Origin of the sequence: Reichenbachiella versicolor (assembly GCF_003171675.1) — a bacterium.
GTDB classification, from domain to species: domain Bacteria; phylum Bacteroidota; class Bacteroidia; order Cytophagales; family Cyclobacteriaceae; genus Reichenbachiella; species Reichenbachiella versicolor.
Window position 1 is genome coordinate 1 of record NZ_QFZQ01000008.1, and the last position, 14118, is coordinate 14118.

Genomic DNA, 14118 nt, shown 5'->3' on the forward strand with positions numbered 1-14118 from the left:
GCTAAGCACCCACAGTTGTTGCCGTAGAGCACGTAGAAAAAATTTTTCTCTAATAGAAAACAGCTTAGATCATCAGTTATTTAGGTAATCTATGCATTGGTATGAAGAGACTTTCAGAAAAAAAAGCGCGAGGAAACTCCTCACGCTTTCGTGTTCATCATCATATACAATATTTTATGCCAAGGCTTGCTCAAGATCAGCTACCAAATCTTCAGCATCTTCTATGCCTACACTCAACCTAATCAGTGAGTCTTTCAAGCCTGACTTCAATCTCTCTTCTCTTGGGATACTTGCGTGAGTCATACTTGCAGGATGACCACATAATGACTCTACACCCCCAAGCGATTCTGCTAAAGAGAATAGCTTAACATTCTCCATAACTTGAATTGCGTCGCCAATTTTATCATTTTTTAGGACAAATGAAATCATTCCGCCAAAGTCTTTCATTTGACGCTTAGCTATATCATGGTTTTTATGCTCTTCAAAGCCCGGCCAATAGACTTTGGAAACCTTCGGGTGTGATTTTAGAAAATGGGCAATTCTCCTACCGTTTTCACAATGTCTTTGCATACGAATGTGCAGGGTTTTTATACCACGAAGAGCCAAAAAACAGTCCATTGGACCAGCTACTGCACCGCAAGAGTTTTGAATAAAAGCCAATTTTTCGTGTAGCGAATCACTATTTGTCATCAAGGCTCCCATTACTACATCCGAATGACCTGCTAAATATTTCGTAACAGAGTGAGTAGAAATATCTGCTCCTAAGTCTAATGGGTTTTGTAAATAAGGTGTAGCAAACGTATTATCCACACAAAAAAGCGCATTAAATTTTTTACATACACCTGATAGTCCTTTTATATCTATGACATTCATCATTGGATTCGAAGGCGTTTCGATCCAGACCAGCTTTGTATTTTTTGAGAATTGTTCAGAGATGCGGTTCAAGTCAGTCATGTCGACAAACTTGAATTTAATGCCGATATCTTGATATATCTGAGTGAATATTCTATAAGTTCCCCCATATAGGTCATTTGAAGCTAATACTTCATCTCCAGGTTTAAGAAGTCTCATAATAGCATCTGTAGTTGCCATTCCAGAACCGAAAACTAATCCATGATCAGAATTTTCTAATGCAGCGAGGTTCTTTTGAAGAGCGTCTCTAGTAGGGTTTTGAGTTCGAGAATACTCATACCCTTTGTGCTTACCAGGAGATGGCTGGACATAAGTGGACGTTTGGTAGATCGGCGTCATGATCGCTCCAGTGCCCTCTTCAGGCTCTATTCCAGCGTGTATGGCTTTTGTACCGAATTTCATAGTGTATGGCTTAGTAGTGTTAAGTTTGCAAAAATACTAACGAAGATTTCTATCTTGACAAACTCTCACAAAGCTAACGATTCTATGCATATTCATGCTAGTCATTTACAATTCCTCAGTTGAACAGCAGTAAGATCATATTTACCATATTTCGTGATAATAAAACGCTTGCATTTTTGATACTATGGATGAGCTTGGTTCCACTAAGTTTTTCTACAGGTGTGAGTTTATGGGTAATAGAACACCTTGATTTAAAAGTTAATTTAGATCTAATGCAATGGTTTTTATTGTTTGTTGGAATTACTGTTTTGATGTCTTTAGCGATTACTCCAACCACTTTTTCAGCGATTGTGTTAGGTTTTTATCTAAAGTGGGAAGCTGTAATACCTTTTGTAGTATCATATTCTGTAGCTTCTTACATAGGGTATGCTTTATCAAAAGCACTAAAGGGAGAATTAATTGAGGGATTAATTAAGTCCTATCCAAAGTCTAATGAAATATTAGACAAGGCTGATAAAAATGCTTATGTTCTTGTCATTCTATCTAGACTTTCTCCTGCTCTTCCCTTTGCTATTATGAATCTGGTATTAGGTGTAATGAGTGTGCGTCAGTTACCATTCCTTTTAGGAGGAATGATAGGTATGCTACCAAGATCATTATTTGCAATTTGGATTGGGTCTAACGCTCTTAATATTGCTACAGCAGTAAGTGAAAAGCCAGGTATTTGGATTCTTTTATTAGTAACTTTTGTAGTATTTGGAGCTATTTACTTTTTATTGCGGCCATCCTCGAATCGACAGTAGTATTTATTTAAATAGACTATTTAGCATTAGATTCATTAATAAATAGAACTCTATAATCTGTTTTGAGGATAAATACCTGTTATCAATAGATTACGAAGCGTTTTCCTTCTCAAAAAAATCACCAAGCTTTGAGTTCAGTTCATCTTTAGTCCAAGTATAGTTCGGAGATAGACTCGTTTGGCCTGGTAAGTTTTCAACATGAACAGTTTGAGTAGGGAAAGCAAAGTTGACATTAAGGTGTCTCCCAAGTCTCAGAATAGAAAGAATAACTTCTTGTCTAAACTTCAGTTCATCAGACCAAGTAGGTGCTTCAAAGAAGATGTAAAAAAGAATACTCAAAGAAGAAGTTCCAAGATCGTTTAAGTGAATTTCAAACTTGTCTTTACTTGTTTTGGGATGTTCAAGTACAATACGTTTTAAACCTTCTACGAACACTTCAATTCTGTCAGGAGGAGTATCATATGTAATTGATAGATTAGTTTTGAATCTTCTGAATTGTCTAAGGCCATTGTTATCAACTATAGTATCAGCAAGTAGGCCATTTGGTACATAAACAACGGAATTTCTAAAGGTTCTAATTCTTGTAGATCTAAACCCAACTTCCTCGACGGTACCGTCAAAGTCACCAGTGGTAATCCAATCTCCAATTTGAAATGGTTTATCCACAAAAATCATAACTGAACCGAAGAAGTTTTTAAGTGTATCTTGAGCGGCTAATGCAAACGCTAATCCTCCGATAGAAAGCCCAGTTAATAATGGCAAAATAGGAATTCCCAAAGAGTCCATTATTATTAGACCTCCTAGTACTACAACCAGTACCTTCATTATCTTCTTGAGAAGAGGGATTAATTGGTCGTCTAAAGTACTTTCAGTCTTTCGAACAATTTTAACCAAATAGACTTCAATAATATTTACTAGTCTATAAAGAACTATCATTCCGTATAAAGGGATAATACCTTTGATAACTAATAATAGATAGTAACTCACCATTGGAGGCAATGTGAGTTGAGGATAAACTAAAGAGACAAACAAAAATACTACTAGCATCGCAGTAGGTTTCGCTACTGGTACTATGTACTTTTCTCCTATATGCGTCTTTTGCATTTTCTCAAGAAATCTCATTAGGAGTTTTTCGAAGATCAATGCGAAAATTATTCTAATAAAAAGGCCTAAAAAAAGAACTGTTAAGATTCCTAACCACTGCCAGATTTGAAGTCCTAATAGCTTATTGCCAAGAATAGTTCCTTTTGATTGACTCTCCAGAAATAAGTCGTTTCCAAACTTGAAGAGACCTTCATGCATTTTTTCTAGTTCTTTCTGAACTTCTGGTTGAATCTGCCACCGGCCGTTTTTACGCTGTAAATAGATATCATCTGTAGTTTTGCTGAGTGCATATCGAAAGTCTTGGCTAAGACTGTCAAAATACTCTGGATCAGTAGGTACATCATTGATATCTATTAGCATACCAGATCCTTTAAGTATTTCTTTGTAGATTCTAACAATATAAACCTGTCTTGCTGAATCGGGATTGTTTACTACTATTCTTCCAATACTAGGATCGCCTGTTTTTAGACTTTTGTCTAATAGCTTAATCGCTTTGTAGGGCGATTGAAGTTTAAATGTGAGAGAGTCTAAATTGGCTTGAGAATAATAACTTAGTAATAAGGAGGTGAAGAGGAGTAGGGTTTTTTTTATCATTGTCCTTTGGCAAAATACTTGTGCAAAGGAAATAAAAAACCCCGATGAGTTAACATTGGGGCGTTATTCGTTTAACCTAATTAAAATGTTTTTGTAGTATCAATGGATATCGATGCCTAAAAGTCTCGTAACACCATTGCTTAAGTTCACTCAATTGTTCACCAACAGTTTGAATCGCTTTAGCCAACTCCTTATCGAAGAGGGCTCTGTCGAAGCTTACCTTGGACAGAATGGTTTTTGAGTATTCCAACATAAGGATAATGAGTTTGTGTTTAGTAACATTTTTTAATATTTGACTCCTCTAGTGTTTCTCAAATTGCCAAATGAATTTAGTAAACTTGCATTCAAATTGCAAATTGATCCGAAGACTATTACGATAAGATGAACAAAAGGATATTCTTTTTTTTAATCTCATTACTTTCTTTTAGCCTCGCTTCTGCTCAAGAACTCACTATAGAATTTGGCAGAAACAATATTGCTCTAAATCAGGCTTTTACGATTACGCTCACCGCGCATAATACTCGAATGTCTAGGTATAGCGGGTTTCCCGATATTGAAGGCTTTGTGAAAAGAGGTACTTCTTCTTCTTCTTCCACGAATTTTATCAATGGGCAAAGAAGTAGTTCGGTAAGTATCACTCAGAATTATGCACCTACTAAAGAAGGTCAATTTAAACTACCGCCTTTCAAAATTCAGGTCGATGATAAAGTTGTTTCTTCAAATGGTACAGTAATTACAGTAGGTCCTGCCGTTAAGAGACAACAACAGCGTCAAAGGTATGACCCTTTTGCCGATCCGTTTGATGACTTTTTTGGTAGGTCTAACCAACCTCAAGAATTTATTGAGGTAGAAGCAGATGCCTTTTTGGCATTGACATCAGATAAGCCTTCTGTATATGTAGGAGAAGGGTTTACGATGACTTTGGCATTTTATGTTTCTGAAAAAAACCAAGCAGAATTAAGCTTCTATGAACTCAATGCTCAACTAGGAGAAATTATCAAAAAAATTAAACCCGCTAATTGTTGGGAAGAAAACTTTGAAATAGAAAATATTCAAGGAGAGCCAGTGACTATTAATGGTGAAGCATTTAAGCAGTATAGAGTGTTCCAATCGGCCTTCTACCCTCTAAATACAGATCCTATCATCTTGCCTAAAGTTGATATGAAAATGATCAAGTATAAAGTGGCGAAGAACCGAACTTTTTTTGGTAGGAATAGAAAAGAGGAAATCGTTACTTTTTCGTCTAAGGAAAAAAAAGTTACGGTTAAAGACCTTCCGGACCATCCTTTGAAAGAAAGTGTTTCGGTAGGTAATTATAGACTGGATGAAAAAATCAGTAAAAGTCAGCTTGAGACAGGTAACAGTTTCACTTATAGTTTCGCAGTAGTAGGAGAAGGGAACATTTCTGCTATTAAAGACCTTGAAGTTGTAAGTGATGATAATTTCGACTTGTACCCTCCCAATATTAGACAAGATATAAGCCGTAGTAATGGACATGTTAGAGGAGGGAAATCATTTAGTTTTTATGGTGTTCCAAATGAGCCAGGAGAGTTTGATATGAGTGAATATTTTCAATGGGTTTATTTCAATCCAAAGAAAGAAACTTATGACACATTAAAATCAGAAGTTAAGTTGATTGTTTCTGGAGAAAGTAAGAAGAATGAACACATTTTGTCCAACGATATGGGATCGTTCTATGATGTCATTGAAGAGCAAGACAATCGATTATTTTCTATAGGAGAACGGGAAAGGTTAAGGACAATCCTCAATATTGTTATTTTTGCGCTCATTGCTGGGGTGATTGCCTTGATGATCAAGAAATAACACTCTTCCAAATTACAAATTTGATGATGCTAGTGCATCTTTTAATACATAATCAATGAGCAATTCATTCGGATCTTTGTTCAAGATCACCACTTTCGGAGAATCACATGGTAGAGCTATAGGTGTAACTATAGATGGGTGTCCTGCGGGTATCGATATAGATGAAGCTTTCATCCAAGATGAAATGGACAGACGCAAGCCGGGTCAGTCAAAAATCACCACACAGCGCAAAGAGCCAGATTCATGCGAAATCCTTTCTGGAGTATTTGAGGGTAAATCTACGGGCACCCCGATTGCTCTTGTGATTCACAATAAGGATCAAAAAAGTAAGGATTATTCTCATATTGCTGAGAAGTTTAGACCTTCGCATGCTGATTATACTTATGAGGAAAAGTATGGTGTAAGAGACTATCGAGGAGGTGGACGAAGTTCAGCAAGAGAGACAGCAGCGCGAGTAGCGGCCGGAGCTATAGCTAAGATGGCACTTCGCCAATTAGGAATAAAGGTAAATGCGTATGTATCTCAAGCTGGTGATATTAAAACTAAGAAACCTTATCAGGAACTAGACTTTTCGCAGATTGAGTCCAATATCGTTAGGTGTCCAGATCCAGAAGTTGCTGACAGAATGATTGAATTAATTGATCAAATAAGAAAAGATGGAGACACTATAGGGGGTGTAGTAGACTGTGTGATTGAAGGAACTCCTGCTGGTCTAGGCGAGCCGGTTTTTGATAAACTTCATGCCAGATTGGGGGCAGCTATGCTTGGAATCAATGCTGTTAAAGGCTTTGAATATGGTAGCGGATTTGAAGGAGCAAAGATGAGAGGTTCTGAACATAATGATAATTTCATCATGGAAGGGGATAAAGTAAAAACTACTACAAACCTATCTGGAGGAATTCAAGGAGGTATATCGAATGGTGAAGATATTTACTTTAAGGTAGCATTTAAGCCAGTAGCTACAATCATGAGAGATCAAGATTCTGTAGATAAGCATGGTGATTCTGCAATAGTGTCTGGAAGAGGTAGACATGATCCATGTGTAGTACCAAGAGCGGTCCCAATCGTAGAAGCTATGGCTGCTATGACTATTTTAGATTTTTATTTATTGAATAAAATGACTCGATTGTAATATTCACCTACGAGAGATTACGTGTTTTTGCGGATTGATTGAGCCTAGGCGGAGTTATAGTTTTGCGGCTTAAATTTTAATTCAATTAACCCAGTAACATGGAATCATTTTATCAAAAGGACGGAGTAGTTGAAACGTCAGTTGATTTATCTAACCAATCTATGACTGTAAAGTGGTCATCGTTATCTGACGATGTGGCGATTAAGGAGTGTTGTGAAGCTCAACTTGAGCAAGTCAAAGGCGGGATAAATAAGTTATTTCTTGATGTCTCGGAAGCACAAGGAGTACCTACACAAGAAAGACAAGATTGGTTTGCCCAAACATTGTTTCCGTCATTTGCAGATAATGGAATGAAAGCAATCTTTACTATTTTGCCTAAAAGCGCAATTACAAAGTTGGCTTCAAAGAAATGGACAAAAACGGGTGCTCCATTCAACTTTGATATGTTCGATGTTGCTTCTCTCTCTGACGCTCAAGAGTTGGCTAAAGAATTCTAAGAAAATACAAATAGTAATTGAGAGCGGAATTCTGTATGGATTCCGCTCTTTTTTTATGTGCATTTGGTAACTTCCGCCTAAAATTTATCAGCTACACATGAAAAAACTCCCGCTTCATTTTAAGATTCTTATTGGACTAATTGCTGGCATTATTTGGGCTTTGATTTCAAGCGCATTGGGTTGGAATAATTTTACTATCAATTGGATTGACCCTTTTGGAGTTATTTTTATTCGATTGTTAAAGTTCATTGCTGTACCCTTAGTCTTATTTTCAATCATAAGTGGTGTGTCAGGTTTGAGTGATACTTCAAAGCTTGGACGATTAGGCGGAAAAACATTGTTGGCATACCTTATCACTACAATAGTTGCGGTTTCTATCGGATTAGTACTGGTAAACATCATCAAGCCAGGAAATATGATGGATGATGAACAGCGATTGAAGAATAGAATAAGCTACGAAATGTGGTTGATGGAAAACGATCTTGGTCCAGCACAGGATGGAAAGTCATATATCGGAATGCCTGAAAACAAACATTTGCTTTCAAATGCTTGGTTGGGTACGGTTTCAGAAGACGATATGAAGGATGTTGAGGAGAAAAAGAAATTAGCAAAAGCTCAAAAAGAAGCTGGGCCATTACAATTCATCGTAGACATGGTGCCAGAGAATATTGTTGTTAGTATCTCAAATAATAAGTTGATGCTTCAGGTAATCTTTTTTGCAATCTTTTTTGGTATCACAATAGTGTTAGTTCCTGATTCAAAAACTCAACCAGTAGTAGACTTTATAAATAGTATCAATGCCATTTTTCTAAAGATGGTAGATGTAGTAATGAAGGCTGCTCCTTACTTCGTGTTTGCATTGCTGGCAGGAGTAATTGCAAAAATGGCAGATACGCCAAAGGAGGTAATCGAGATCTTTATTGGATTAGGTTCTTACTCACTTACCTTGGTAGCTGGACTATTTTTCATGGTTTTTGTTTTCTATCCGATGATGCTGAAGCCATTTGTCAAAAAATTGTCTTATAAAGAGTTTTTTAAGAATATAAGCCCTGCTCAATTCTTAGGGTTTTCTACCAGCTCAAGTGCAGCCACTCTACCTGTGACTATGGAATGTGTAGAGGACAATATGGGTGTTTCTAAGAATATTACGAGTTTCGTTCTTCCAGTAGGTGCTACTGTTAATATGGATGGGACTAGCCTTTATCAGGCGGTAGCTGTAGTTTTTTTAGCTCAACTTCATATGGTGGACTTAACGCTCGTACAGCAGCTAACTATAGTTTTTACAGCGACATTAGCATCTATTGGAGCCGCGGCCACGCCTAGTGCGGGTCTAGTCATGATGATTATTGTATTACAGTCTGTTGGACTTAATCCAGCTTGGGTCGCCATAATTTTCCCAGTTGATAGAATTTTGGACATGTGTCGAACTGTGGTAAATATAACGGGAGATGCAACAGTTTGTACTTTGATTGCTAAATCAGAAGGTGAACTTGAGAAATATTAATTTTGTAGCTGCGAGCAAAAAACGTCAAACCTGAACGTACAGATATCGTTAGATTTGTTTTAAGAAATTGAAGCTAACAGTTAGCAATTAAAATATTTACTATAGAAAAATGGAAGAGGTTAAAAAAGCACCCGTTAATTTATACATAGAATCAAACCCAAACCCAAATACTTTGAAGTTTGTGGCCAACTTCATGTTGATTCCCGAAGGGTTGAATTTTGATTATCCGACTCTTGAGTCGGCTACCAATTCTGATTTGGCTCAAGAGCTCTTCACTTTCCCTTTTGTCCAAGGAGTATTCATAATGAGTAATTTTGTTACAGTAACTAAGGACGATGCGACTGACTGGGAAGAAGTAAAGAATGGAATTAAGGAGCATATTAAGAACTATATTGATGCAGGTAAATCTGTCGTTGATTTAAACAAGGCTTACGAGCAAGCCAAAGAAGATCAAGCATCTAAGCCAGCATCATCCGATATTGATGAAAATATTAAAGGAATACTTGATGAATATATTCGACCTGCAGTTGAGCAAGATGGAGGAGCAATTCATTTTCACTCCTTCAAAGATGGTGTAGTCAGTGTCGTTCTTCAAGGGGCTTGCAGCGGATGTCCATCATCTACTTTGACCTTGAAAGCCGGAATAGAAAACTTACTAAAGAGAATGGTTCCTGAGGTGAAAGAAGTAGAAGCTATCAACGGTTAGTTATTATACTGGTTTTGAGACCTATTGTGAACGATAGATCTCTGAAAAAAAACCCTTGCAAATCACGATTTGCAAGGGTTTTTTTAAATACCAAAATTGAAACTTAAGAAGAAATTACTTTTCGCTCTTTGAGTATTCATATCCATACATCTTGGTAATCTTCTTTTTAGGAAGCTCTTCGACACTCATTTTGATGTAAATGTCTATTTTCGGTTTATCGCCTCTACCTTTATCTACGGCAGCTATTCTGTCAATGACATCCAGACCTTCAATCACTTTACCAAATACGGTGTACTCATTGTCTAAATGTGGAGAACCTCCAACAGTTGAATATGCTTTGAATTGTTCTTCTGAAAAACCTATTGGTCCTAATTCTCTCTCAACAATTCCCATTACTATTTGAGTAAGTGAATCAACTTTTTGACGGTTACCCTCTCTTTGAAATTCTTGGCCAGCACTCAAAATATCTGCATTTTCTGGTCTTCGAATCACTTCACCAAATAACTGTCCTTTTTTGCGATCAGTCATTTGGGTTTCCATGCTTTTTAATTGTGCACTGTCATAGACTTCTCCTTGTACGATATAGAATTGACACCAACTGGACTTTTTCTTAGGGTTGACCTGATCACCCTGTCGAGCTGCAGCTAATGCGCCTTTGTGGTGATAAAAACCCTTGACAATTTCTGCATCAATTTTTTTGTCATCGTTGGTTCCATTTTTCATATCAATTCCACCTCCTTGAATCATGAAATTTTCTATTACTCTGTGCCAGATTGTGCTATCATATTGACCAGACCGCGCTAGTTCCAAAAAGTTCTCTTTATGAAGGGGAGTTTCGTCATATAAGATAACCTTCATGTCTCCATAAGTGGTCTGGATTGTTACTATGAAATCCTTCTTACTTTCTTTAGCCTTATTCTCCTTGGAACAAGATGATAATATGACCATTAATATGGTCAAAGCACTGAAATACTTTCTCATTGCTATTCTATTCTTCGTTTTGTGATTTTATCTCTTCTAATATTTTATCTCCTCCGGCCTTCAGGACATTTGTACCTATAATTTCTCCTGCCTTTTCTACAGCATTGAGAGTTGAACTGCACGTTTTTATGATCTTTTTAGAGCCGTCGAGACTTATAATTCCTCCTGTGATTTCAAGAACTTCCTCTTTGATAACAGCTCTTCCAAATACAGGAATACTACATCCACCATCCATTTTTCTTAAGAATGCTCTCTCAGCTAATAAACACTTTTCAGAAGGCTCATGATTAATAGCTTCTCTTACAACTCTCTTTTTTTCTGGGGCAATAGTTTCGAAGACTTCTATAGCAATTGACCCTTGCCCTACTGCCGGAATATACTCTGAAGGATCGAATTCATGAACAATCATATCGTCATAACCCATTCGATGAGCACCTGCATATGCTAACCATAAAGCATCGCATTGCCCATCTTTCATTTTTTGGATACGAGTTTGTAGATTTCCTCTAATGGGTACGGTTTTAACAGCAGGATAACTCTCTTTGAGAAAAGCTAATCTACGAGTCGATGATGTCCCTAATACCAGAGTTTCACTATTGAGGTCAATTTTCTTGTGGCTCAAAAGAATATCATGAACTTTCTCTCTTTTACCAAAAGCAATGATTTCGAATCCTTTTGGTAATTTCGATTGCATGTCTTTTGCACTGTGTACCGCAATATCAATATCACCTGATTGAAGTTGATCTTCAATTTCTTCTGTAAAAACGCCTTTACTCCCAATCTTAGAAAGGCTCACATTTAATACCTTATCGCCTTTAGTTTCGATAACGATGATCTCACTGTCTACTCCTTTTTCTTTTAACAAGTCTTGCACATGGTATGCTTGCCATAGTGCCAATTTACTACCTCTGGTGCCAATTTTGATTTTCATATCAAGCGGTCATTGCCTGTCCAATGCGTATAGACAGGTCTAAAAACAAAATTCTAATATTTGCATTTCGTTCGATGTGATATAATGCAGTATTAATTTCACTACTGATCACCTCGATTTTTTGTTCATTTAGAGCCTTTCCAAAATTCGCCACAAATCCCTGCTCATCCGAATTCAGTTTTTCGCTTTCTTCTGGCCACACACTATGGACTAAAGCATGTCTGAGCATATTAATGGCATATTGTAAAAACAGTTTTTGCGCTGTTTTGCTCATTTTGAAAAAGATGTCATTGGTTTGATTGATTTTTATAAAATCTTTAGTCCAGCATTGACGCATCCAGTCTCTAAATATGGCATGATCATCATTCTCACTTTCATCTATATTCTCTATGGCAGTTCGGATACTGCCTTCAGATAAAGCAGCAATGGTCTTTGCTCTTTCAGGTAACAGGTTGTGAGTTTTGGTTAAGTACGTCTCTATATCTTCAGTAGAAAAATTAGGAATCTTGAAGAGTTGACATCTAGACAAAATAGTTGTCAATAGTCTCTCGTAGTCGCAAGAGACCATAATGAAAATGGTTTTGGCAGGTGGTTCTTCTAAAATCTTTAGGATACCATTGGCAGCAGTACTATGCATGTTTTCTGGAAGCCAAATGATAAGAACTTTGTATTCTCCTTCGAAAGAAGTCATTGTCATTGATTTGACGATATTTCTACTTTCTTCTTTTGAAATATTAGCTTGCTTATTTTCAGCGCCGTAGTGTCCACTCCAATCTTCAAGTGATCCAAAAGGGTTGGCTATCAGAAACTCTCTCCATTCATTTAGATAACTTGAGCTCACTACATTTTTCCCAGAAATACCTTTGGTAGCACTAACTGGAAATACAAATTGAAGATCTGGATGAACTAGCTTATCCATTTTGACACAAGATGGACATTTCCCACAAGAATCATTTTCCTGTTTGTCTGTACAATTAAGATAAGTAGCAAATGCTAAAGCTATAGCCATATTACCTGATCCAGGTTTGCCATAAAATAGCTGTGCATGAGCTACATGATTGTTTTTGACTGCTTGTGTAAGCAGGTATTTGCTGTCAGAAAGTCCAGGGATATCTGCGAATCTCATGATCTCAATTCCGATGAAGCATCAAATATAGATTGGAAAAGTTTCTTGTTGCTATCAGTTAGTTCTACATTTCTTCGAGCCATAGCTTTTTCAGCCGTTTTCATTGCTCGATCAAATGTGTACGTAACCATATGGTCAGCCCCTCCCCAAGAAAATGAAGGAATAAATGTTCGAGGAAAACCTGCACCAAAAACATTGCAGTGCGTCTCAACTGTAGTTCCTGTGTTGAAGGTTGTTCCAATTGCAGACTTAGAGTGGTCTCCCATTAGTAATCCACAAAATTGAAGACCAGAATCTATAAACTGTTCGTCTATGTAGTCGTACATTTTAACGTGGTCGTAATTGTTTTTCAAATTTGATGAATTTGTACCAGCCCCTAAATTGCAGAACTCTCCCAAGACCGCATTTCCTAGATAACCATCATGTCCTTTGTTAGAGTTTGAGAAAATTACAGTGTTTGATACTTCTCCTCCTACCTTGCATGAAGGACCGAATGAACAAGCTTCACGAATAACCGCACCAGCATTAACTTTTGATTTTTTGCCTAGATAGAAGGGACCTTTGATTATACAGCCTTCTTCTATTACAGCGTTTTCGTCAATGTATACAGGTCCTTTTTCAGCGTTGATTATTGATGCCTTTATGTTGGCCCCTTCTGCTATGAATAAATTTTTTTCACCATAAATGATGGTATGAGGGTCGTTTATTTTCTGAGACTTTTGATTCTTGGTCAAAGCATTAAAGTCTTTTTGAATTTCTTCACTAGTCTTTAAAAAGATATCCCATGACCTATTCAAGTATGATATTTCACCGTTGAATTCTAACTTATCTGCTTCACTTGTGTCTATTCGTACAGAATTGGAATTGATCTTGGCTGCTAAAAGCATTCCGTCCTTATAAAGGGATTGATTATCACTCAAGTCCAGAATAGATGAAACAAGTTTTGAATCTGGAAGTAAAGTAGAATTAATGACTAAATCGTAAGTAAATTCATTCTTTCTGAATATCGTGTTAAGTAATTCCGAATCAGTCACAAGATCTACAGTTTCATCTAAATAGTGATTCCATTTTTCTTGAATAGTCATGATTCCAACCAAAAAATTTCCAATGGGTCTAGTTAATGCAAATGGATAGAGTTTTGGTCTTAGATCAGGAAGATCTATAAGCGCTATATTCATGCATCAAAATTAATAGATTGAGTTGGTAATTGGCCGAAATTCTTTAAATGGATTTTATGATTTTAGACTGTAGGTTCTTTAAGAATTCGTCAAAATCCACACTATTAAAATAACAGTGTGGATTCGTCTTACTATAAACAATTAACCTTCTTAAAAACTATGATATAAGCAAAAGCAATAAGTATGCCTTTTTATGTTGAGGTACTAGACTCTTTCATTGTCATAAAGTGTAATCTCAACGTTGATTTTAACTTGATAGGTAATGTTAGACCTTTAAAAAAGTATCATCCGGCTTATCAAAACGCTTAATGCTTATAATCAATAGCTGAAAATGATTGTTTATTGAGTAGTGCGAAGGAGTATTAAGGTAGACACTCAATGAGTGTATGAAGCAATTTTATCTTTGGATTAACTTAAAATTTTG

The 14118-nt window shown here is 36.7% G+C and carries 12 protein-coding genes; 6 read left to right on the forward strand and 6 right to left on the reverse strand.

The annotated features are described in order from the left end of the window. Positions 1-174: 174 nt before the first annotated feature. Positions 175-1314 carry a trans-sulfuration enzyme family protein gene (locus DKG80_RS16080; protein WP_109832397.1) on the reverse strand — a complete coding sequence of 380 codons (1140 nt, stop codon included), beginning with the start codon at positions 1312-1314 and terminating at the stop codon, positions 175-177. Positions 1315-1433: 119 nt separating this feature from the next. Here DKG80_RS16080 and DKG80_RS16085 point away from each other — a divergent pair, with 119 nt between their 5' ends. Then, complete coding sequence (locus DKG80_RS16085) at positions 1434-2117, forward strand: TVP38/TMEM64 family protein (RefSeq protein ID WP_162555925.1); 684 nt, start codon at positions 1434-1436, stop codon at positions 2115-2117. 90 nt (positions 2118-2207) lie between these two features. Here the strand turns inward: DKG80_RS16085 and DKG80_RS16090 are convergent, their stop codons facing one another. Continuing rightward, positions 2208-3815: a mechanosensitive ion channel family protein gene (locus DKG80_RS16090; protein ID WP_109832399.1), complete on the reverse strand. Its 1608-nt coding sequence runs from the start codon at positions 3813-3815 to the stop codon at positions 2208-2210. A gap of 381 nt (positions 3816-4196) precedes the next feature. Here DKG80_RS16090 and DKG80_RS16095 point away from each other — a divergent pair, with 381 nt between their 5' ends. From DKG80_RS16095 to DKG80_RS16115, 5 genes are all read left to right on the forward strand, one after another. Beyond that, positions 4197-5639, forward strand: coding sequence for a BatD family protein (locus tag DKG80_RS16095; RefSeq protein ID WP_109832400.1), 1443 nt, complete (start codon positions 4197-4199; stop codon positions 5637-5639). A 55-nt stretch (positions 5640-5694) separates the two neighbouring features. Then, positions 5695-6771, forward strand: a complete 1077-nt coding sequence (aroC, locus tag DKG80_RS16100) for a chorismate synthase (RefSeq protein WP_109832401.1) — start codon at positions 5695-5697, stop codon at positions 6769-6771. Positions 6772-6869: 98 nt separating this feature from the next. Continuing rightward, a complete protein-coding gene (locus DKG80_RS16105; protein WP_109832402.1) occupies positions 6870-7268 on the forward strand; it encodes a hypothetical protein in 399 nt (132 codons plus the stop codon). A gap of 97 nt (positions 7269-7365) precedes the next feature. Next, positions 7366-8772 (forward strand): dicarboxylate/amino acid:cation symporter, encoded by a 1407-nt coding sequence (locus tag DKG80_RS16110; protein WP_109832403.1) that lies wholly within the window; start codon positions 7366-7368, stop codon positions 8770-8772. Positions 8773-8881: 109 nt separating this feature from the next. Next, positions 8882-9478, forward strand: coding sequence for a NifU family protein (locus tag DKG80_RS16115; RefSeq protein WP_109832404.1), 597 nt, complete (start codon positions 8882-8884; stop codon positions 9476-9478). 114 nt (positions 9479-9592) lie between these two features. Here the strand turns inward: DKG80_RS16115 and DKG80_RS16120 are convergent, their stop codons facing one another. From DKG80_RS16120 to DKG80_RS16135, 4 genes are read right to left on the reverse strand one after another with little or no spacing between them, the layout of a single operon-like run. Next, on the reverse strand, positions 9593-10459 hold the full coding sequence (locus DKG80_RS16120) for a peptidylprolyl isomerase (protein WP_109832405.1): 867 nt from the start codon (positions 10457-10459) through the stop codon (positions 9593-9595). A gap of 7 nt (positions 10460-10466) precedes the next feature. After that, the gene (gene hemC / locus DKG80_RS16125; RefSeq protein ID WP_109832406.1) at positions 10467-11390 is read right to left on the reverse strand and encodes a hydroxymethylbilane synthase; all 924 of its coding nucleotides are present in this window, start codon (positions 11388-11390) and stop codon (positions 10467-10469) included. Position 11391: 1 nt separating this feature from the next. Then, positions 11392-12516, reverse strand: a complete 1125-nt coding sequence (locus DKG80_RS16130) for a DNA polymerase III subunit (protein ID WP_109832407.1) — start codon at positions 12514-12516, stop codon at positions 11392-11394. Beyond that, the gene (locus tag DKG80_RS16135) at positions 12513-13694 is read right to left on the reverse strand and encodes a putative sugar nucleotidyl transferase (RefSeq protein ID WP_109832408.1); all 1182 of its coding nucleotides are present in this window, start codon (positions 13692-13694) and stop codon (positions 12513-12515) included. The genes DKG80_RS16130 and DKG80_RS16135 overlap by 4 nt, the downstream gene beginning before the upstream one ends. Positions 13695-14118: the final 424 nt, after the last annotated feature.

Bases quoted from the DNA above. Each gene is read 5' to 3' on its own strand.
- aroC (WP_109832401.1), top strand. From the start codon at position 5,695: ATGAGCAATTCATTCGGATCTTTGTTCAAGATCACCACTTTCGGAGAA.
- DKG80_RS16130 (WP_109832407.1), bottom strand. From the start codon at position 12,516: ATGAGATTCGCAGATATCCCTGGACTTTCTGACAGCAAATACCTGCTT.
- DKG80_RS16110 (WP_109832403.1), top strand. From the start codon at position 7,366: ATGAAAAAACTCCCGCTTCATTTTAAGATTCTTATTGGACTAATTGCT.
- DKG80_RS16080 (WP_109832397.1), bottom strand. From the start codon at position 1,314: ATGAAATTCGGTACAAAAGCCATACACGCTGGAATAGAGCCTGAAGAG.
- DKG80_RS16105 (WP_109832402.1), top strand. From the start codon at position 6,870: ATGGAATCATTTTATCAAAAGGACGGAGTAGTTGAAACGTCAGTTGAT.
- DKG80_RS16135 (WP_109832408.1), bottom strand. From the start codon at position 13,694: ATGAATATAGCGCTTATAGATCTTCCTGATCTAAGACCAAAACTCTAT.
- DKG80_RS16090 (WP_109832399.1), bottom strand. From the start codon at position 3,815: ATGATAAAAAAAACCCTACTCCTCTTCACCTCCTTATTACTAAGTTAT.
- hemC (WP_109832406.1), bottom strand. From the start codon at position 11,390: ATGAAAATCAAAATTGGCACCAGAGGTAGTAAATTGGCACTATGGCAA.
- DKG80_RS16095 (WP_109832400.1), top strand. From the start codon at position 4,197: ATGAACAAAAGGATATTCTTTTTTTTAATCTCATTACTTTCTTTTAGC.
- DKG80_RS16120 (WP_109832405.1), bottom strand. From the start codon at position 10,459: ATGAGAAAGTATTTCAGTGCTTTGACCATATTAATGGTCATATTATCA.
- DKG80_RS16115 (WP_109832404.1), top strand. From the start codon at position 8,882: ATGGAAGAGGTTAAAAAAGCACCCGTTAATTTATACATAGAATCAAAC.